This is a genomic window from Sorangium sp. So ce296 (assembly GCF_051529605.1).
Taxonomy (GTDB): Bacteria; Myxococcota_A; Polyangia; order Polyangiales; family Polyangiaceae; genus Sorangium; species Sorangium cellulosum_D.
This window is the reverse complement of record NZ_CP150325.1, coordinates 13,539,453-13,556,006: the sequence shown is the minus strand read 5'-3', so window position 1 is coordinate 13,556,006 and position 16,554 is coordinate 13,539,453. Positions and strand designations below refer to the sequence as shown.

The 16,554-nt window shown below is 70.8% G+C and carries 17 protein-coding genes; 13 read left to right on the top strand and 4 right to left on the bottom strand.

Annotated elements, in window-relative coordinates; translation table 11 throughout:
* Genes nrfD through WME98_RS49930 form a run of 10 tightly spaced genes read left to right on the top strand, consistent with a single transcriptional unit; the run spans position 1 to position 8,886 of the window.
* Positions 1-1,362 (top strand): NrfD/PsrC family molybdoenzyme membrane anchor subunit, encoded by a 1,362-nt coding sequence (gene nrfD / locus WME98_RS49975; protein WP_437948583.1) that lies wholly within the window; start codon positions 1-3, stop codon positions 1,360-1,362.
* Complete coding sequence (locus tag WME98_RS49970; protein ID WP_437948581.1) at positions 1,362-1,898, top strand: DUF3341 domain-containing protein; 537 nt, start codon at positions 1,362-1,364, stop codon at positions 1,896-1,898. Before nrfD ends, WME98_RS49970 begins: the two co-directional genes overlap by 1 nt.
* On the top strand, positions 1,895-2,521 hold the full coding sequence (locus WME98_RS49965; protein ID WP_437948580.1) for a c-type cytochrome: 627 nt from the start codon (positions 1,895-1,897) through the stop codon (positions 2,519-2,521). Before WME98_RS49970 ends, WME98_RS49965 begins: the two co-directional genes overlap by 4 nt.
* On the top strand, positions 2,518-3,699 hold the full coding sequence (locus WME98_RS49960; RefSeq protein WP_437948579.1) for a hypothetical protein: 1,182 nt from the start codon (positions 2,518-2,520) through the stop codon (positions 3,697-3,699). The genes WME98_RS49965 and WME98_RS49960 overlap by 4 nt, the downstream gene beginning before the upstream one ends.
* Complete coding sequence (locus WME98_RS49955; RefSeq protein WP_437948578.1) at positions 3,699-4,067, top strand: hypothetical protein; 369 nt, start codon at positions 3,699-3,701, stop codon at positions 4,065-4,067. Before WME98_RS49960 ends, WME98_RS49955 begins: the two co-directional genes overlap by 1 nt.
* Positions 4,064-5,017: an SCO family protein gene (locus WME98_RS49950; RefSeq protein WP_437948577.1), complete on the top strand. Its 954-nt coding sequence runs from the start codon at positions 4,064-4,066 to the stop codon at positions 5,015-5,017. Before WME98_RS49955 ends, WME98_RS49950 begins: the two co-directional genes overlap by 4 nt.
* Positions 5,014-6,177: a cytochrome c oxidase subunit II gene (gene coxB / locus WME98_RS49945; protein WP_437948576.1), complete on the top strand. Its 1,164-nt coding sequence runs from the start codon at positions 5,014-5,016 to the stop codon at positions 6,175-6,177. The genes WME98_RS49950 and coxB overlap by 4 nt, the downstream gene beginning before the upstream one ends.
* Positions 6,174-7,850, top strand: coding sequence for a cytochrome c oxidase subunit I (locus WME98_RS49940; protein WP_437948574.1), 1,677 nt, complete (start codon positions 6,174-6,176; stop codon positions 7,848-7,850). The genes coxB and WME98_RS49940 overlap by 4 nt, the downstream gene beginning before the upstream one ends.
* Positions 7,825-8,463 (top strand): cytochrome c oxidase subunit 3 family protein, encoded by a 639-nt coding sequence (locus tag WME98_RS49935; RefSeq protein ID WP_061622245.1) that lies wholly within the window; start codon positions 7,825-7,827, stop codon positions 8,461-8,463. The genes WME98_RS49940 and WME98_RS49935 overlap by 26 nt, the downstream gene beginning before the upstream one ends.
* Positions 8,464-8,484: 21 nt before the next feature.
* Complete coding sequence (locus WME98_RS49930) at positions 8,485-8,886, top strand: cytochrome C oxidase subunit IV family protein (RefSeq protein ID WP_437948573.1); 402 nt, start codon at positions 8,485-8,487, stop codon at positions 8,884-8,886.
* 32 nt (positions 8,887-8,918) lie between these two features.
* Here WME98_RS49930 and WME98_RS49925 read toward each other — a convergent pair whose 3' ends face one another.
* A complete protein-coding gene (locus WME98_RS49925) occupies positions 8,919-9,248 on the bottom strand; it encodes an SPW repeat domain-containing protein (RefSeq protein WP_437948571.1) in 330 nt (109 codons plus the stop codon).
* 353 nt (positions 9,249-9,601) lie between these two features.
* Between WME98_RS49925 and WME98_RS49920 the strand changes: the two genes are divergently transcribed.
* Complete coding sequence (locus WME98_RS49920; protein WP_063823731.1) at positions 9,602-10,015, top strand: hypothetical protein; 414 nt, start codon at positions 9,602-9,604, stop codon at positions 10,013-10,015.
* Between the two features lie 75 nt (positions 10,016-10,090).
* Here WME98_RS49920 and WME98_RS49915 read toward each other — a convergent pair whose 3' ends face one another.
* Positions 10,091-10,405 carry a hypothetical protein gene (locus tag WME98_RS49915; protein ID WP_437948570.1) on the bottom strand — a complete coding sequence of 105 codons (315 nt, stop codon included), beginning with the start codon at positions 10,403-10,405 and terminating at the stop codon, positions 10,091-10,093.
* 355 nt (positions 10,406-10,760) lie between these two features.
* Here WME98_RS49915 and WME98_RS49910 point away from each other — a divergent pair, with 355 nt between their 5' ends.
* A complete protein-coding gene (locus tag WME98_RS49910; protein WP_437948569.1) occupies positions 10,761-12,107 on the top strand; it encodes a cation:dicarboxylate symporter family transporter in 1,347 nt (448 codons plus the stop codon).
* Between the two features lie 164 nt (positions 12,108-12,271).
* Complete coding sequence (locus WME98_RS49905) at positions 12,272-12,562, top strand: hypothetical protein (RefSeq protein WP_437948568.1); 291 nt, start codon at positions 12,272-12,274, stop codon at positions 12,560-12,562.
* 289 nt (positions 12,563-12,851) lie between these two features.
* On the opposite strand, the gene WME98_RS49900 is transcribed toward WME98_RS49905, so the two are convergent.
* Together WME98_RS49900 and WME98_RS49895 are read right to left on the bottom strand one after the other, a co-directional pair.
* Positions 12,852-13,139, bottom strand: coding sequence for a hypothetical protein (locus WME98_RS49900; RefSeq protein ID WP_437948567.1), 288 nt, complete (start codon positions 13,137-13,139; stop codon positions 12,852-12,854).
* 57 nt (positions 13,140-13,196) lie between these two features.
* Positions 13,197-16,505: an FAD-binding and (Fe-S)-binding domain-containing protein gene (locus tag WME98_RS49895; RefSeq protein WP_437948566.1), complete on the bottom strand. Its 3,309-nt coding sequence runs from the start codon at positions 16,503-16,505 to the stop codon at positions 13,197-13,199.
* Between the last annotated feature and the right edge of the window lie 49 nt (positions 16,506-16,554).

The following is a 16,554-nucleotide window of genomic DNA, read 5'->3' as shown; positions in this document are numbered from 1 at the left end:
ATGGCGGGCCCGCTCATCCTGGACGCACCGACCGACGATCAGCTGTCGAAGCAGCTCCTCGAGCCGGTATGGAAGCCGCGCTCCCGGCTCGGCTGGATGCTCGCGTTCGGGCTCGCGCTCGGCGGCACGGGCCTGCTCTTCCTCGCGATCACCTACACCGTCCTCACCGGGATCGGCGTGTGGGGCAACAACATCCCGGTCGCCTGGGCCTTCGCGATCACCAACTTCGTCTGGTGGATCGGGATCGGCCACGCCGGGACGTTCATCTCCGCGATCCTCCTCCTGCTCGAGCAGAAGTGGCGGACGAGCATCAACCGCTTCGCCGAGGCGATGACGCTCTTCGCGGTCGTCCAGGCCGGCCTCTTTCCGGTCCTCCACCTCGGCCGCCCCTGGTTCGCCTACTGGATCTTCCCGTACCCCGCGACGATGCAGGTGTGGCCGCAGTTCCGGAGCGCGCTGCCGTGGGACGCCGCCGCGATCGCGACCTACTTCACGGTGTCGCTCCTGTTCTGGTACATGGGCCTCGTCCCGGATCTGGCGGCGCTGCGCGATCACGCCCCGGGCCGCGTCCGGCGGGTGATCTACGGGCTCATGTCGTTCGGCTGGCACGGCGCGGCCGACCACTTCCGGCATTACCGGGTGCTGTACGGGCTGCTCGCGGGGCTCGCGACGCCCCTCGTCGTCTCGGTGCACTCGATCGTGAGCAGTGATTTCGCGATCGCCCTGGTCCCCGGCTGGCACTCGACGCTCTTTCCGCCGTTCTTCGTCGCGGGCGCGATCTTCTCCGGGTTCGCGATGGTGCTCACGCTGCTCATCCCGGTGCGGCGGATCTACGGGCTCCATAACGTCGTGACCGCGCGCCACCTCGACGATCTCGCGAAGATGACGCTCGTGACCGGCTGGATCGTCATCCTCTCGTACATCATCGAGAACTTCCTCGCCTGGTACAGCGGCTCGGCGTACGAGATGCATCAGTTTTTCCAGACACGCCTGCGCGGCCCGAACAACGCCGCCTACTGGGCCCAGCACGTCTGCAACGTGCTCGTCATCCAGCTCCTCTGGAGCGAGCGGATCCGGACGAGCCCCGTCGCGCTGTGGCTCATCTCCATCCTCGTCAACGTCGGGATGTGGAGCGAGCGGTTCACGCTCATCGTGATGTCGCTCGAGGAAGAGTTCCTCCCGTCCAAGTGGCACGGCTATCGCCCGACGTGGGTGGACTGGAGCCTCTTCATCGGGTCAGGCGGCTTCTTCATGCTCCTGTTCCTGAGCTTTTTGCGCGTCTTTCCGTTCATCCCCGTCGCGGAGGTCAAGGAGCTCAACCATGAAGAGCTGGAGAAGGCTCGGGGCAAGGGGGGGCGCTGATGGAGACCGGAACGCTCGGCGAGTTCGACGACCCGGAGGCGATGCTCCATGCGATCCGAGAGCTCAGGCGGCGCGGCTACCGCCGGGTGGAAGCGTTCACGCCCTATCCGGTGAAGGGGCTCGACGAGGCGCTCGACCTCCCGCGCTCGAACCTCAACCGGATGGTGCTGCCCTTCGCGATCCTGGGGGTCGTGGGCGGCTACTTCGTCCAGTGGTTCTGCAACGCTTTCCACTATCCGCTGAACGTGGGCGGGCGCCCGCTGAACTCGGCGCCGGCGTTCATCCCGATCACGTTCGAGATGGGCGTGCTCTCCACCTCGCTCTTCGGCGTGCTCATCGGCTTTTACCTGATGAGGCTGCCGAGGCTCTACATCCCCCTCTTCGACGCCCCGGGCTTCGAGCGCGTCACGCTGGATCGGTTCCTCGTCGGGCTCGACGACACGGAACCTTCCTTCTCGAGCGTCCAGGCGGAGCGCGACCTCCTCGCGCTCGGCGCCAGGCGCGTCGTCGTGGCGAGGAGGCGCGAGGAGCCATGAGGGCCGGCGCCCCGGCTCGCCCCCTCGGGCGCGCGCTCGCGCCGTTCGCCCTCGTCCTGCTCGCCGGGTGCCGCGAGAAGGTGCTGCCCGAGCCGGACTTCGAGCGGATGATCCGCCAGGAGAAATACGGACTCTGGGAGCCGTGCGAGCACTTCGACGACGGCCGCGCGATGCAGCACCCGCCCGAGGGGACCGTCGCGCGCGGGCGCGTCACCGGGCCGCCCGGCTATCTCCAGGGCGTCCTCGACGGGGCGTACGTCACGGAGGTGCCGCTCACGCTGACGGTCGATCTCGTGCAGCGCGGCCGGCAGCGCTTCGAGACCTTCTGCGCGCCGTGCCACGGGATCCTCGGCGACGGCAGCTCGCGCGTGGCGACGAACATGACGCTGCGCCCGCCGCCGTCGCTCGTCGGACCCGAGGCGCGGAGCTTCCCGCCGGGCAGGATCTACCAGGTCATCATCCAGGGCTACGGCCTGATGCCGCGCTACTCGGACGATCTGCCCGACATCGAAGAGCGCTGGGCCGTGGTCGCCTACGTGAAGGCGCTTCAGCTGAGCCGCGGCGTGGCCGCGGGCGCCCTCCCGCCCGCGCTCCGCGGCCGGGCAGAGCAGGAGCTGCGATGAACAGGGATACCATCGAGTACAAGGGCGGCGCGACGATCGCGGCCTCGCTCGCGATCGCGGCGCTCGGCGCGGTCGCCGCGATCGTCGGCGGCTTCGTCGATCTCCGCCGGTTCTTCTTCTCGTACCTCGCCGCGTGGTCGTTCGCGGTGTTCCTGTCCGTGGGCGCGCTCGTCACGCTCCTCACCTGCAACGCCATGCGCGCGGGCTGGCCCACGGCGGTGCGCCGCCTCCTCGAGACGATGGTGGCGCCGCTGCCTCTGCTCGCGGCGCTCTCCGCGCCGATCCTGGTCGGCCTGGACACGCTGTACCCGTGGATGCACCCCGAGCGGATCGCCGGCGAGCACGCGCGGCGCATCCTCGAGCACAGGGCGCCCTACTTCAATCCAGGCTTCTTCGTCGTGCGCTCGGCGATCTACTTCGCGATCTGGATCGCCGTCGCCCTCGTGCTCCGCCGGCGATCGTTCGCGCAGGACCGTGAGCCGAGGGCCGACGTCAAGGACGCGATGTATGGCCTGAGCGGCGCCATGCTGCCGGTCGTGGCGATCACGATCGTCTTCTCGTCGTTCGACTGGCTCATGTCCCTCGACGCGACCTGGTACTCGACGATGTTCCCGGTCTACGTGTTCGCGAGCGCCTTCGTGACCGCCGTCGGCGCGCTCACGGTCCTCTCGTATGCCGCGCAGACGTCCGGCTACCTCGCGAGGCTGAACGACTCGCACTACTACGCGCTCGGGCGGCTGCTCCTCGCGTTCACGATATTCTGGGCCTATGCGGCCTATTTCCAGTTCATGTTGATCTGGATCGCGAACAAGCCCGATGAGGTCGCCTTCTTCCTCGACCGCTGGGAAGGGCCCTGGCGGCCGACCTCCGTCCTCGTCGTCCTCACGCGGTTCGTCGTCCCGTTCCTGATCCTGATGTCGTACGCGATCAAGCGGCGCCCGCGCCAGCTCTCGTGGATGGCGCTCTGGGTCGTCGTCTCCGGCTACATCGACTTTCACTGGCTCGTGGTGCCGGCGACAGGGCGCCACGGGTTCGCCTATCACTGGCTCGACCTCGCGACGCTGTGCGTCGTGGGCGGCCTCTCGACCGCGTTCGCCGCGTGGCGGCTGCGAGGGCGGCCGGTGGTCCCGGTCCACGACCCGCGGCTCGAAGAGGCCTTTGCGTACCGGAGCATATGATGTTCCGTTCCCGTCACAGCGAGGTTCGCCAGGAGGAGGACACGCTCCCGTGGGGGCGCGTGATCCTCGCGTTCGCCGTCGTGCTCGCGATCGGCGGCGCGCTGACGCTCTGGGCCTGGCTCGCGATGCGGGCCCGCGAGGCGGATCTGCGGCCCTCCCTCGCGTTCCCCGAGAAGGATCTCGGGCCGCGGCGCGAGGTCAGCATGGTCCAGCAGTCGCTGTTCGACGAGGCGCGCCTGGGCCAGCAGCTCGTCGAGGCGCAGCGCGCGGAGCTCCGCCGCTTCGGCGTCGTCGATCGGGAGAGGGGCATCGTGAGCATCCCGATCGACGACGCGATCGAGCTCATGGTGGCGGGGGGCGCGCGATGAGCCGGGCCGTCGCCGTGGCCCTCCTGCTGGCAGCCGGCCTCGTGTCGCGCCCGGGCGCCGCGTCCGAGCCCCAGCGCGCGCGCCCCGCGCTGGGCCCGTCCGCGGCCGACGCCGCGCCGGCGAGCGACGGCTCCGGTGCGGAGGAGCCGCCCGAAGGCGCCTTCCTGGAGCCCACGCGCGGGGTGGACATCGAGGAGCGCCTCGGCCGCCCGGTGGACCGCGAGCTCGCCTTCACCGACATGGACGGGCGGCGGGTGCGCCTCGGCGACTACTTCGCCGACGGCAAGCCCCTCCTCCTCGTCCTCGCGTACTACCGGTGCCCCGCGCTGTGCGGCCTCGTGCTGCGCGGCGCCGTCGAGGGGCTGAAGCTCCTCCCGTACCGGCTCGGCGAGCAGTTCCACGCGCTCACGGTCAGCTTCGACCCGCGCGAGCGCCCGGCGGCCGCCTCGCAGAAGCGCGCGGTCACGCTGTCCGAGCTCGGCGCGGACGCGCAGGCGCCGGAGTGGCCGTTCCTCGTCGGCGACGAGGCGGCGACCCGCGCGCTCGCCGAGGACCTCGGGTTCCGCTACGCCTACGATCCGACCACCGATCAGTACGCCCACCCGGCGGCCGTCTTCGTCCTGACGCCGGACGGGCGGATCTCCCGGTACCTGTACGGGACGGAGTTCTCGGCGCGCGATCTCCGGCTCGCGCTCCTGGAGGCGAGCCGCGGCGGTATCGGCACGATCGTCGATCGGGTGATCATGACCTGCTATCGCTTCGACCCGGCGAGCCGGAGATACGGTCCGTTCCTCCTCGGCTTCCTACGGCTCGGAGCGGCGGCCATCCTGATCACGGTCGGCGGGCTGCTCGCCGTCCTGTGGCGGCGCGAGCGCCGGCGGCCACGCGCTCGCACGAGCTTCGCCGCCGGCCGCGACGCCGCGGCCGACCGCCAGGGGAGGTCACCATGATCAACGAGCTCCTGCGCAAGCTCCTCTTTCTGCCCGGCCAGTGGTCGACGATCGCGTTCGACATCGACAAGCTGCATTACTTCGTGATCTCGGTGACGATGGCCGGCGCGACGCTCGTCGCCCTGTTCGCGGCCTACCTGATGTTCCGGTACCGCAGGCGCCAGCGGGATGTTGAAGGCCCGTTCCCCGGAGCGACCGCGAGGCCTCCGCTCCTCCTCGAGGTCGGCATGGTGCTGGGCCTCATCGTCCTGTTCCTCGTCTGGTGGGTCATCGGAATGCGGCAGTATGCAGCGCTCCGCGTCGCCCCCGCGGACCCGGTCGTGGTGTACGTGACCGGGAAGCAGTGGATGTGGAAGTTCGCCTACCCGGAGGGCCCGAGCTCGGTGGCGACGCTCTATGTGCCGGCGCGTCGGCCGGTGAAGCTCGTCATGACGTCCCGGGACGTGATCCACAGCTTCTTCGTCCCCGATTTTCGCATCAAATACGATGTCGTCCCCGGCCGCTACACCACGCTGTGGTTCGAGGCGACCGCGCCGGGCGCCTATCAGATCCTGTGCACCGAGTACTGCGGGACGAACCACTCCACCATGCGCGGCGAGGTGATCGCGCTCGAGCCCTCCGATTTCGCGCGGTGGCTCTCCGACCGCGGGCGGGGCGCCGGTATCGCCGGACAGGAGTACACGCCGCCGTCGACGCCGGGCGAGGGGATCCCGCGCGAGCCGCTCAGCCTCGTCCGGCTGGGCGAGAACATCGCCGCCGAGGAGGGCTGCCTGCGCTGCCACACGCCGGACGGGACACCGCACATCGGGCCGACCTGGGCCGGCCTCTACATGTCGGTCGTCCCGCTGGAGAGCGGCGGCGCCGCGGTCGCCGACGACGCGTACATCACCGAGTCGATGATGGATCCGCTCGCCCGGATCCACCGCGGCTACCAGCGGGTCATGCCCTCGTTCCTCGGCCGGCTCCAGCCGGCGCAGGTCGCCGCCATCGTCGAGTACATCCGGTCGTTGAGGGGCGTCGCGCCGGAGCCGGGCGCGCGGACGCCGCTGCCCGAAGGCCCGCCCTTCCTGCGCTCCGGCCCAGAGCGCCCCGCCCCGCTCCGCGGGGGCGCGCCGGTCGGCCCGATCGAGGGCGGCAAGCCCGGGGAGGAGCTCCGATGAGCACGGACGCGCACGAACCTCACGTCGGACCTCTGCCCGACGCGCCGGCCGAGAGGCCCGAGCCCGACTACCTCCATGTCGACCGCGGGGTGACGGAGTGGCTCACGACCACGGATCACAAGCGGATCGGCCTCATGTTCTACGCCGTCATCGTCGTGATGCTCTTCCTCGGAGGCATATTCGCCCTCATCCTGCGGACCGAGCTCCTCACGCCCGAGCGGACCATCATCGACGCGGCGACCTACAACCGGATGTTCACGCTGCACGGCGTGATCATGGTCTGGCTGTTCATGATCCCGTCGATCCCCAACGCGTTCGGCAACTTCGTCCTGCCGATCATGCTCGGCGCCAAGGACCTCGCGTTTCCCCGGATCAACCTCGCGAGCTTCTACGTCTACCTCCTCGGGGCGGCGATCGCGATGGGCGGCATGATCGCGGGCGGCACGGACACCGGCTGGACGTTCTACCCGACGTACAGCCTGAAGACGCCGATGGCGCTGTTCCCGGTCGTCTTCGGCATCTTCATCGTCGGCGTCTCGTCCATCATGACGGCGGTCAACTTCATCGTGACCACGCACACGATGCGCGCCGAGGGGCTCACGTGGAGCCGCCTGCCGCTCTTCGTCTGGAGCACGTACGCGACGAGCATCATCCTGCTCTTCGCGACCCCGGTCCTCGGGCTCTCGATCCTGCTCATCGGCATCGACCACGTGACCGCGCTCGGGATGTTCGACCCGCGGTTCGGCGGCGATCCGGTCCTCTTCCAGCACCTCTTCTGGTTCTACTCCCACCCCGCCGTCTACATCATGATCCTGCCGGCGTTCGGCGTGGTGAGCGAGGTCGTCTGCACGTTCGCGCACAAGCGCCCCGCGTCCTACTGGGCGATCGCCATCTCGTCGCTCGGGATCGCGTTCGTGGGGTTCTGGACGTGGGGCCACCACATGTTCGTGGCGGGGATGAGCGAGTACGCCGCGGACGTCTTCGGCGTGCTCTCGATGTTCGTGGCCATCTTCTCGGCCATCAAGGTCTACACGTGGGTCGCGACGCTGTACAGGGGCTCGATCCACTTCAACACGCCGCTGCTCTACTTCATCGCCTTCCTCTTCCTGTTCGTCTTCGGGGGGATGACGGGCGTGGCCGTCGCCACGCAGTCGCTGGACGTGCACTGGCACGACACGTACTTCGTTGTGGCGCACTTCCACTTCATCATGGTGGGCGGGACGCTCACCATGTTCCTCGCGGCGGCGCACTACTGGTTTCCGAAGATGTTCGGGCGCCTCTACTCGGAGCGCGTCGGGCTCCTCTCGGCCGCGTCGGTGTTCCTCGGCTTCTTCTTGACCTTCTTCCCGCAGTTCCTCCTCGGGAACATGGGGATGCCCCGCCGCTATTACAGCTACCCGCCGCGCTACCAGTGGCTCCACGTGCTCTCGACCGGCGGCGCCTACCTGCTCGCCGCGGCGCTCGTGATCTCGCTCCTGAACCTCGTCATCGCGCTCAAGTGGGGCCGGAAGGCCGGGAGGAACCCCTGGGGCGGGCGCACGCTCGAGTGGATGACCGGAGAGCCCTTGCCGCCCAAGCACAACTTCCCGGTCGCGCCGCTCGTCCGCCGCGGCCCGTACGAGTTCCAGCTCTCCGAGGAGGACGCCCGTGCGACAACCACGCCCGCTGCGTGAGCAGTTCGAAGATCTCGAGAAGCAGACGCACGCGGCCCGCCTCGGGATGTGGTTGTTCCTCGGGAGCGAGGTGCTCCTCTTCACCGGGCTCTTCGCGCTGTACGCGGCGTACCGCGAGCTCTACCCGCGCGATTTCGCCGAGGCCATCGCGCACAACAACGTCGCGATCGGCACCACCATGACGCTCATCCTGATCGGCAGCAGCTTCACCGTCGCCATGGCGGTGCACGCCGTCCGCGCCTCCCACCCGCGGCGCGCCGCGCTGTTCCTCGCGGTGAGCGTGGCGATCGGGATCGTGTTCCTCGTGCTGAAAGGGATCGAGTACGCGCAGCACTTCCGCGAGGGCATCTTCCCGGCCGGCGCCTACCGCTTCGCGGAGCTCCCGACGTTCGGCGCGCAGATGGCGTTCACGCTGTACTTCGCCATGACGGCGCTCCACGCCCTGCACGTCGTGGGCGGGGCCGGCCTCCTCACGGGGGTCGCGTGGGGGTGCTGGAAGGGCCGGTACTGGGCGTACGACCAGACGCCGGTGGAGCTCAGCGGCCTCTACTGGCACCTCGTGGACATCATGTGGATCTTCATCTGGCCGCTCCTCTACCTGACGCGCAAGTGACGGCACAGCCCGGAGACGACCATGCCGCAAGAGCACGTCGCGGAAAGCACGCCCTGGACCCGCTATCTCTGGACGCTGATGGCCCTCGTCGCCCTCACGCTCCTGTCGTTCGCGCTCTCGTTCTTGCGCACGGGGGCGTGGGAGATACCGATCGCGCTGCTCATCGCCGTGGTGAAGAGCGTGCTCGTGCTGCTCTTCTTCATGCACCTCGTGGAGCAGAAGTTCATCAACGCCTTCGCGATCATCGTGGCGGTGAGCTTCCTGGCGTTGCTCCTGTCGCTCGTCGTCGCCGACGTCGCGACGCGGCGCACGTTCCCGCCCGCGCCGCTGCCGGCCCTGTCGCCGCCGGCGCCGGCGCTGAGCCCGCCGGCGCCGGGCGGCTCCGCGGGGCCGCCGCCGGAGCCGCTGCCGGGCGGCCGGTGATCGATCCGCGCGGGCGCGGCGCCTCGGGCTTCCTACCCCCTCGCGCGGGTGGGGATGTGGCCGGGGATGAGGGAGGCGATGAAGATCGCGATCGCCACGAGCGCGTTGTTCCAGATCGTCCCCAGGCTGACCGTCGGGAGCGCCCAGCACGAGATGAAGAGCCACACCGCGAGGACCGTGTTGAGGTACCGCACCGCAGGGGCGAGCATGGCGGTGATCGCGAAGATCATGCAGAGCAGCCCGAGCACCCATGTGTTCGTCCGCTGCGCGTGGCTGTGCGGCCAGAGGACGGCCGAGATGAGGAGCCAGAACCCGAGGACGACGTTCACGATGCGCGCCATGAGATTGCCAGCTCGAACCATGCTCCCTCCCGCCTCCGATCCTGGGACCGATCGGGTCGCCACGGATCGATAACGGGCGTCAGGAGACCGTCAATCGGCGAGCTCGTGAGCCAGGGAGACTGGCTGCCGACCGCGCCGGCCGGTCTCTGGCCTGCTCGTCGCCCTGCCGGAGGCGACGATGGGCCTGCAGAGCGCCACCCTGACGCGCTTCGGGCGCGCCGTGGTCGTTCCGCTGGGCCTGCGTCCGCTCGGGCCGCGCGGGCGCGGGGCGCTCCGTGAGAAGCTGGAGACGCGGGACATCGCTCCCTCGCCCCGCGCCCGGACGAGCGGCGCGAGCCACTTCTCGACGGCCGAGCGGGCACTAAGCTTCCTTCATGAGGCTCGGCGCACGGCTCACAACGCACGCGTTCTCGGCCGGCGCCGCCGGCATCAGCTTCGTCGTCCAGCCGGTCCCGGGCTCGGACCAGCTGTTCGTCATTCCGATCCAGTACCTGCTCGCGGCGTCGCTCGCGAAGGAGCGAGGCGCGCCTCTCTCGAAGGCGGCGTGGTCCCAGGTCCACCAGCTCATCTGGGGCGGCGGCGCCCTTCGCCTCATGCTCGGCTTGACCCTGGGGCTGATCCCGCTGGCCGGCGCGTTCACGAACGCGATGACGGCGTTCCTCACGACCGAATATCTCGGGTACTACGTGGATAGAGCCCTCGACAACCCGGACAATCCACCTCCGGCCCTGTCGATCCAGGATGTCCTGGACGCCATCACCTCCCTCTTCACCGGGCGAGCGCGGTAGGCAAGCGGCCCCTGGGTCGAGCCCACCGTGCGGTTCTCGGAGCCGAAGGACGAGCTCCTCGGGAGCGACGCGGCGTCACCACCAGATTCGCCGGCGCTTGCGGCCGGAGCGTATCGCCACCGCCGCCACGGCCCCCACGGCGAGCACGGTGACCGCGGCGGCCGCCGCGATGGCGGCGCTCCGGGCCGTGTGCTCAGCCTCACCCTTGATGCCGCCCCACCTCGCCTTGGCCGCGACCAGGTCGCGCGCGAGCCGCTCCTTGCTGTGCTCGATCTGCTCGGCAGGCCCCGCGGGCGCCGCGGCACCTGCGCCGGCGCTGACGTGACCTCGCTCGCTGAGGGGACGGGCGACCCTCTCCGTATCGAACCGGATTGCGCTGGATGGATCCATATGTCCCGCGCTGCAATCGCTGTTCCCGGCCGGCACATCGGCGTGCTCGCCGGCTCGCGCGGCGGCGCCGACGCTGTACTTCCATCGGATAGCCCACTCCATCGGGCAGGCCGCGTCCTGACGGCGGGCGCCGTCGGCTCGCCGCATGGGCACGAGGCGCGCGCCGCGGACGGCTCGGCCGCGCTGGCGCTCCGGTGCGCTCGGCGGCTGGCGTCGGATGTGCAATGAGGCGCCCGCACGGAGCGCATGTCCCGATACGCAACAATCTATCGATCGGCGTGTTCGTTTGGGGCGTCGTCCGGGCGCTCGCCGAGCTCCGAGGCGACGCGCGCGCGGCATTCCCTGGGAGGGAGTCATGACGATCCTCGCTCCGTTGGCTGACCCGCCCCGCGCAGATCGATGGCGGGAGCGGCTCAGGGCGTTGCTGCCCGTCGCGACGCTCCTCGCCCTCGCGCTCGGCCTGCTCGTGTCCGGCGGAGAGACCAGCGTCACGCGGTGGTCGACCCGCGCCATGGACGGTCTCCTGCGTTGGTACACCACGCTGGCGCCGGTCGTCATCTTCGTCGTCCTCGTGCCGACGTTCGTGAGCCTGCACCGGCAAGGGCGCCCGGGGCGGCTGCTCGCGTACGTCATCGGCTGGCTCGCCCTCAAGCGTCTGGCCGCGTGCCTGTTCGGGGTCGTCGTCACCTGGCTCGTGTTCGGGCTCCCGCTGCTCCCCAGCCACAGCACGGGCGCGCCGTTCGAGGCCGCGCGCGCCCTCTATAGCGCCTCGGGCCTGGTCGTCTCGAGCCCGTGCTTCCTCGCCCTCTACGCCGGCATCGTGACCTCGTTCGCGGCCGTACGCGCGCCGCGGGTCGCCCGCGCGCTGGAGCGCGCCGCGGATGCCCTGGAGCGCGCGGGAGGCGCCGTGCAGTGCCTGGTCCCGCTCTTCATGTTCGGGCTCGGCGCCTATCTCCGCGCGCTGCCCGCGCAGCTCGCCGCGCAGGTGCACGGGGGGCCCCTCGCGCGCGCCTCGGCGGGGGCGCCCTCCCTCGGCGCCGGGAGCGCCGGGGGCCTCATGCTCTCCTACTTGCTCGTGTCCGGGGTCGTCGGCGCTGCCTGCCTCGCCTTCCATGCGGCGAGCCTGCTGAGGATGAAGGCCGCCGCCCCGGAGTTCTCGCTGCGCGACTATTTCGTCAACTACTGGCTCAAGGTCTATCCGCTGCTGTGGGCGTCGTGCAGCGAGGCGCTGGCGACGCCGCTCAACCTGCACCTCGTCCGCAAGTGTTATCCGGCGGTGCCGCAGGAGCTCAGGCTCTTCGTGGTGGGTCTCGGCGGTTGGCTCAACGTCAATGGCACGTTGATCTGCGTGTTCGTCATGGCGGGCGCCGCCGCCCGCGCGGTCGGTCATGAGCTCTCGCTGCTCGAGCTCACGCTCGTGGTGCCGATCGTGTTTCTGCTCGGGTATGTCGTGCCCGGCATGCCGGGCGAGCTCGTCCTGTTCGCGACGCCGATCGGCGCCGCGCTGCACATCCCCGCGCGCCTGCTCCCATCGTTCATCGCGCTCTACATCGGGTTCAACTTCGGCCTCCCGGACTCCTTCCGGTCGGGCCAGAACTCGACCGACAGCTGCGTGAGCGCCCTCCAGCTGCTCCGCAAGCTGACGCGCCACCGGGCGCGGGGCGCGGGATCGGGCGGCGCCGCCCGCCCGGCATTGTCGTGAAGGCAGCCGCGGGGCCGTAGGCGCAATTCCTCGTATCCGAGCGCGTCGATGGGAGCGGCAGCCCGGACGCCCCGAGGGACCCGAACGACGACCGACGTTACGTCCTGCAAGGGCGCGCCTGGCTGGAGCGCGACGTCGTCGACTGCGGCTTCCTCAGGCTCGCCGTGCTCGGCGTGCGCCCGGCGCTCGCGGCGCACATGGTCGATTCGGTGGCGGCCTGCGACGCCGCGCTGCGCGTGGACGTCCCGGGGTTCGGCCCGGGGTTCTACCGTTATGTCGGCGACAGGTATGGCTTCGATCCGCGCACGGGGGAGCGGACGCGAGGCATGTGCGTGCGCGCCGCCGCTCAAGGCGATGACGAGGGCGTGACACTACGTGGGCCCCGCCGCATCCAGCCGGGCCTCCGAAACGACACCATGTATGTCCCGCTGTCTGCAGTTCCCTATCCCAAGTGACACTACGTGTGTCCCGCCGTTTACAGTCCTCTATCCCGAGTGACACTACGTGACCCCAGGCGCATTCACTCCTCCATCCCACACCGCCCAGCGCCATCGCAGTTCCGCCCGACAGCAGTGCGGCCCGGCACGGCCGGACTGCTGCGCCGCCTTGCGGCGGCTCCGCGTGGCTGGCCGCGAGCAGCTGTGGGCGCACGCCGGGACCGGGATCGCCCGGCCATCGCGCGCTCGCTGGGCCCCGGGTTCGCCGGCTGGGCCCGCGCTCGGGCCGTGCGCCCGCGGGGGCCTTTCAGGCCGCCTCGCCGCCCTCCTTCGGCTCGTGCTTCCGGTGGCGGAGGACGATCCAGAGCCCGACGCCGTTGTTGATCACCAACGCAGCGTTCAGGGCGGTGAACACCCAGTTCTTCACGAGCAGGCTGTAGACGAAGTTCCCGGCCGTCCCGGCGATCGCGGCGACGAAGAAGATCAGGGTGTACTTCTCCGATTTGTCCTCCTCGCCCTTCCACTGCCTGTACGTCTGTGACCCGAAGGTCACGAGGAGCAGCAGGGAGCTGATCCAGCCCACGACATGCTTCATCGGCGCTTCCCCATCGGTTGCCTGGCGAGCCCCGATCGGCGCGGTGCCGGCGCCCGGTCACGCGCCACGCCGGCGCTCGCCGCCGCGCGCCCGCGCGAGCCGCCCGAGCAGGCTGGCCGCCGCGAGCGCCGCCGCGGCCACGCCCGCCGCCGGGAGCCACCGGCCGCGCCGCGCGCGCCGCCGCTCGGCCGCGAGCCGCCGGCCCGCCGCCCAGAGGAGCGCCGCGCCGGCCGGCGCCGCCGCGAGCGCCGCCGCCCTCGCGCGCGGCAGCACGTACACCTCCGCCGGGCCCGGCAGGTACGCGCGCTCGGGGTAGTCGCCCGCCGGCCCGTCGGGGCCGTGCAGCGTCGCCATGCGCACGACCTCGGCCAGGTGCAGCGCCTTCCGGTCGGTCGTCTGCTCGATCTGCTCGCGGCAGCTGAAGCCGTCGGCCACGACGAGCGCGTCCTTCGGCGCCGACCGGACCGCGGGCAGCAACACGCGCTCGCCGCACTGGATCGAGACCTCGTACTTGTCGCCCTCCTCGAAGCCGAAGGCCCCCGCCATGCCGCAGCAGCCCGAGTCGACGATCTCGGCGTCGAGACCCATGCCGCGGAGCACGTCGCGCTCGCCGTCCATGCCCAGGATCGCCTTGTGGTGGCAGTGGCCGTGCACCACGGCGCGCCGATCGAGCCTCGGCAGCTCGCGCCCGCGCGGACCGAGCAAAAGCCGGCCGGGATCGCCGTCCGGCGCCCCCTTCAGGAAGTCGCCGAACATGTGCGTCAGCTCCCGGAGCTTCGACGCCACCGGGTCGTCGGGGAAGAGCCCGCGCAGCTCGTCGCGGAAGACCGAGACGCAGCTCGGCTCCAGGCCGACCACCGGCACGCCGCGCGCGATCGGGTCGCGCAGCGCGCTCATCACCTCGCGCAGCATGCGCTTGGCCGTCGTCAGGAAGCCGAAGTCGTAGAGCGGCCGGCCGCAGCAGAGGTGCTGCTCCGGGACGATCACCTCGTACCCCGCCCACTCGAGCACCTCGGTCGCGGCGATCGCCGTGTCCGGGAAGAAGTGATCGTTGAACGTGTCCGGCCAGAGCAGCACCTGTGGCGCGCCGGCGTTGCGGCGCGGCCGGCCTCGGAACCACTGCCGGAACGACTGCCGCGCGAACGGCGGGATGCTCCGCTCGGGCGCGATGCCGGCGATCTTCTTGGCGATCGCGGCGAGCGCCGGCGTCTGCGTCACGAGGTTGGCGAGCCCGGGCACGCGCTGCCCGAGGCGCGCCCACCAGGTGATGAGCCCCATCGTGTACGCGGCGCGCGGCCTGAGCCGCCCCGCGTAGTAGTGCGACAGGAACTCCGCCTTGTACGTGGCCATGTCGACGTGGACCGGGCACTCGCCCTTGCACCCCTTGCAGGCGAGGCACATGTCGAGCGACTCGCGCACCTCGTGGTCGCGGAAGCCCCGGAGCTCGCCCCCCTCCAGCATCTCGAAGAGCAGGCGCGCCCGCCCGCGCGTCGTGTGCTCCTCCTCGTGCGTCACCATGTAGCTCGGGCACATCGTGCCGCCGCCGTGGCGCCGGCACTTGCCGACGCCCACGCAGCGCAGCGCCGCGCGCGTGAAGTCGCCGTCGTCGTCCGGGAAGCGGAAGTGCGTCTCCACGGCCGCGGAGCGGAAGCCGGCGCCCAGGCGGAGGTTCTCGGTGACGTCGTACGGGTCGACGACCTTGCCGGGGTTCATGCGAAAGGCGGGGTCCCAGGCGGCCTTGAACCGGCGGAACGCCTCGATGAGCTCCTCGCCGTACATCTTCGGAAGGAACTGCGCGCGCGCCTGGCCGTCGCCGTGCTCGCCGGAGAACGAGCCGCCGTAGCGGACCACGAGGTCGGTCGCCTCGTCGAGGAAGCGCTTCCAGTTGCGGATGCCCTCGGCGGTCACCAGGTCGAAGTCCACGCGGCAGTGCACGCACGCCTGCCCGAAGTGGCCGTAGAGCGAGGGGTGGTACCCGTGGCGATCGAAGAGCGCGCGCAGGTCGCGGAGGTAGCCGCCCAGGTTGTCCGGGTGCACGGCCGAGTCCTCCCAGCCGGGCCACGTGTCTGGCTCGCCCGGGACGCGCGCGGTCGCGCCGAGCCCCGATTTGCGCACCTCCCAGAGCATCTGCTCCTGGTCGGGGTCGTCGTACAGCTTCATCGACGGCGGGTTCGGCCCGCGCGCGAGGGCGTCCATGGCGGCGCGCGCCCGCGCGTCGGACTCCTCCCGCGTATCGCCCCCGAACTCGACCAGGAGGAAGCCGCGGCCCTCCGGGAGGTAGCGCAGGCAGCTCTCGTGCAGCCCCTTCTTGTGCATGTACTCGAGGAGCCGGTGGTCGAGCCCCTCGAGCGCGATCGGCCCGGAGCGCAGCACCTCGGGCACGTGGTCGCCCGCGGAGAACACGTCCGGGTAGCCGAGCACGAGCAGCGATCGCGACCTCGGCCAGTCGACGAGGCGCAGGGTGGCCTCGAGCACCGTGACGCACGTGCACTCGGTGCCGACCAAGGCGCGCGCCACGTGGAAGCCGTTCTCCGGGAGCAGCTCGTCGAGGTTGTAGCCCGACACGCGGCGCGGGATGCGCGGGTAGCGGGCGCGGATGAGGTCCGCGTACCGGTCGCGGATGGCGCGCAGCGCGGCGTAGATTTGCCCGCGCCGGCCCCCCTCGCGGACGATAGCGTCGAGCTCCTCCTCGCTGGTCGGCCCCACGCGCAGCCGCAGGCCGTCGTAGGTCAGCACCTCGAGCTCGTGCACGTTGTCGACGGTGCGACCGCCGAGCACCGAGTGCACGCCGCAGGAGTTGTTGCCGATCATCCCGCCGAGCGTGCAGTACTCGTGCGTCGAGGGGTCGGGCGCGAACGTGAGATCGAACTCGTTCGCGGCGTCGCGCAGGGTGTCGAGCACCGTGCCCGGCAGGACCCGGGCGCGCTTGCTCGCGCGGTCGAGCTCCAGGACGCCGCGCATGTACTTCGAGAAGTCGAGCACCACCGCGACGTTGCACGTCTGCCCGGCGAGGCTCGTGCCGCCCCCGCGCGCGAGGATGGGCGCGCCGTGGCGGCGGCACGCGGCCACGGCGGCGATCACGTCGTCCTTGTGGCGCGGCACGACGACGCCGATGGGCAGCTGCCGGTAGTTCGACCCGTCGGTCGCGTAGAGCGCCCGGTCGCCCGCGGTGAAGCGGACCTCGCCCTCGACGACGCGCGAGAGCTCGCGGGCGAGCGCCTCCACCTCGGCGCTGGCCGCGGGCGCGAGCCGCACGCGCCGCTCGCCGGGCAGGCGGATCACGCCGCGGTCGATCTCGCGCTGGACGGGCTCGGAGGGCACGTCCTCCGCCGGCAATCTCTCCCTCTGCTGCTCGATGTGCTGCATGATTTCCCCCTCACACCACGAAGCGCTCGGCGCCGGCGCGCCGGAGCGA

What these genes read in the sequence shown, in the direction of transcription:
- nrfD (WP_437948583.1), top strand. Translation starts at nt 1, where the DNA reads ATGGCGGGCCCGCTCATCCTGGACGCACCGACCGACGATCAGCTGTCG.
- WME98_RS49970 (WP_437948581.1), top strand. Translation starts at nt 1,362, where the DNA reads ATGGAGACCGGAACGCTCGGCGAGTTCGACGACCCGGAGGCGATGCTC.
- WME98_RS49965 (WP_437948580.1), top strand. Translation starts at nt 1,895, where the DNA reads ATGAGGGCCGGCGCCCCGGCTCGCCCCCTCGGGCGCGCGCTCGCGCCG.
- WME98_RS49960 (WP_437948579.1), top strand. Translation starts at nt 2,518, where the DNA reads ATGAACAGGGATACCATCGAGTACAAGGGCGGCGCGACGATCGCGGCC.
- WME98_RS49955 (WP_437948578.1), top strand. Translation starts at nt 3,699, where the DNA reads ATGTTCCGTTCCCGTCACAGCGAGGTTCGCCAGGAGGAGGACACGCTC.
- WME98_RS49950 (WP_437948577.1), top strand. Translation starts at nt 4,064, where the DNA reads ATGAGCCGGGCCGTCGCCGTGGCCCTCCTGCTGGCAGCCGGCCTCGTG.
- coxB (WP_437948576.1), top strand. Translation starts at nt 5,014, where the DNA reads ATGATCAACGAGCTCCTGCGCAAGCTCCTCTTTCTGCCCGGCCAGTGG.
- WME98_RS49940 (WP_437948574.1), top strand. Translation starts at nt 6,174, where the DNA reads ATGAGCACGGACGCGCACGAACCTCACGTCGGACCTCTGCCCGACGCG.
- WME98_RS49930 (WP_437948573.1), top strand. Translation starts at nt 8,485, where the DNA reads ATGCCGCAAGAGCACGTCGCGGAAAGCACGCCCTGGACCCGCTATCTC.
- WME98_RS49925 (WP_437948571.1), bottom strand. Translation starts at nt 9,248, where the DNA reads ATGGTTCGAGCTGGCAATCTCATGGCGCGCATCGTGAACGTCGTCCTC.
- WME98_RS49920 (WP_063823731.1), top strand. Translation starts at nt 9,602, where the DNA reads ATGAGGCTCGGCGCACGGCTCACAACGCACGCGTTCTCGGCCGGCGCC.
- WME98_RS49915 (WP_437948570.1), bottom strand. Translation starts at nt 10,405, where the DNA reads ATGGATCCATCCAGCGCAATCCGGTTCGATACGGAGAGGGTCGCCCGT.
- WME98_RS49910 (WP_437948569.1), top strand. Translation starts at nt 10,761, where the DNA reads ATGACGATCCTCGCTCCGTTGGCTGACCCGCCCCGCGCAGATCGATGG.
- WME98_RS49900 (WP_437948567.1), bottom strand. Translation starts at nt 13,139, where the DNA reads ATGAAGCATGTCGTGGGCTGGATCAGCTCCCTGCTGCTCCTCGTGACC.
- WME98_RS49895 (WP_437948566.1), bottom strand. Translation starts at nt 16,505, where the DNA reads ATGCAGCACATCGAGCAGCAGAGGGAGAGATTGCCGGCGGAGGACGTG.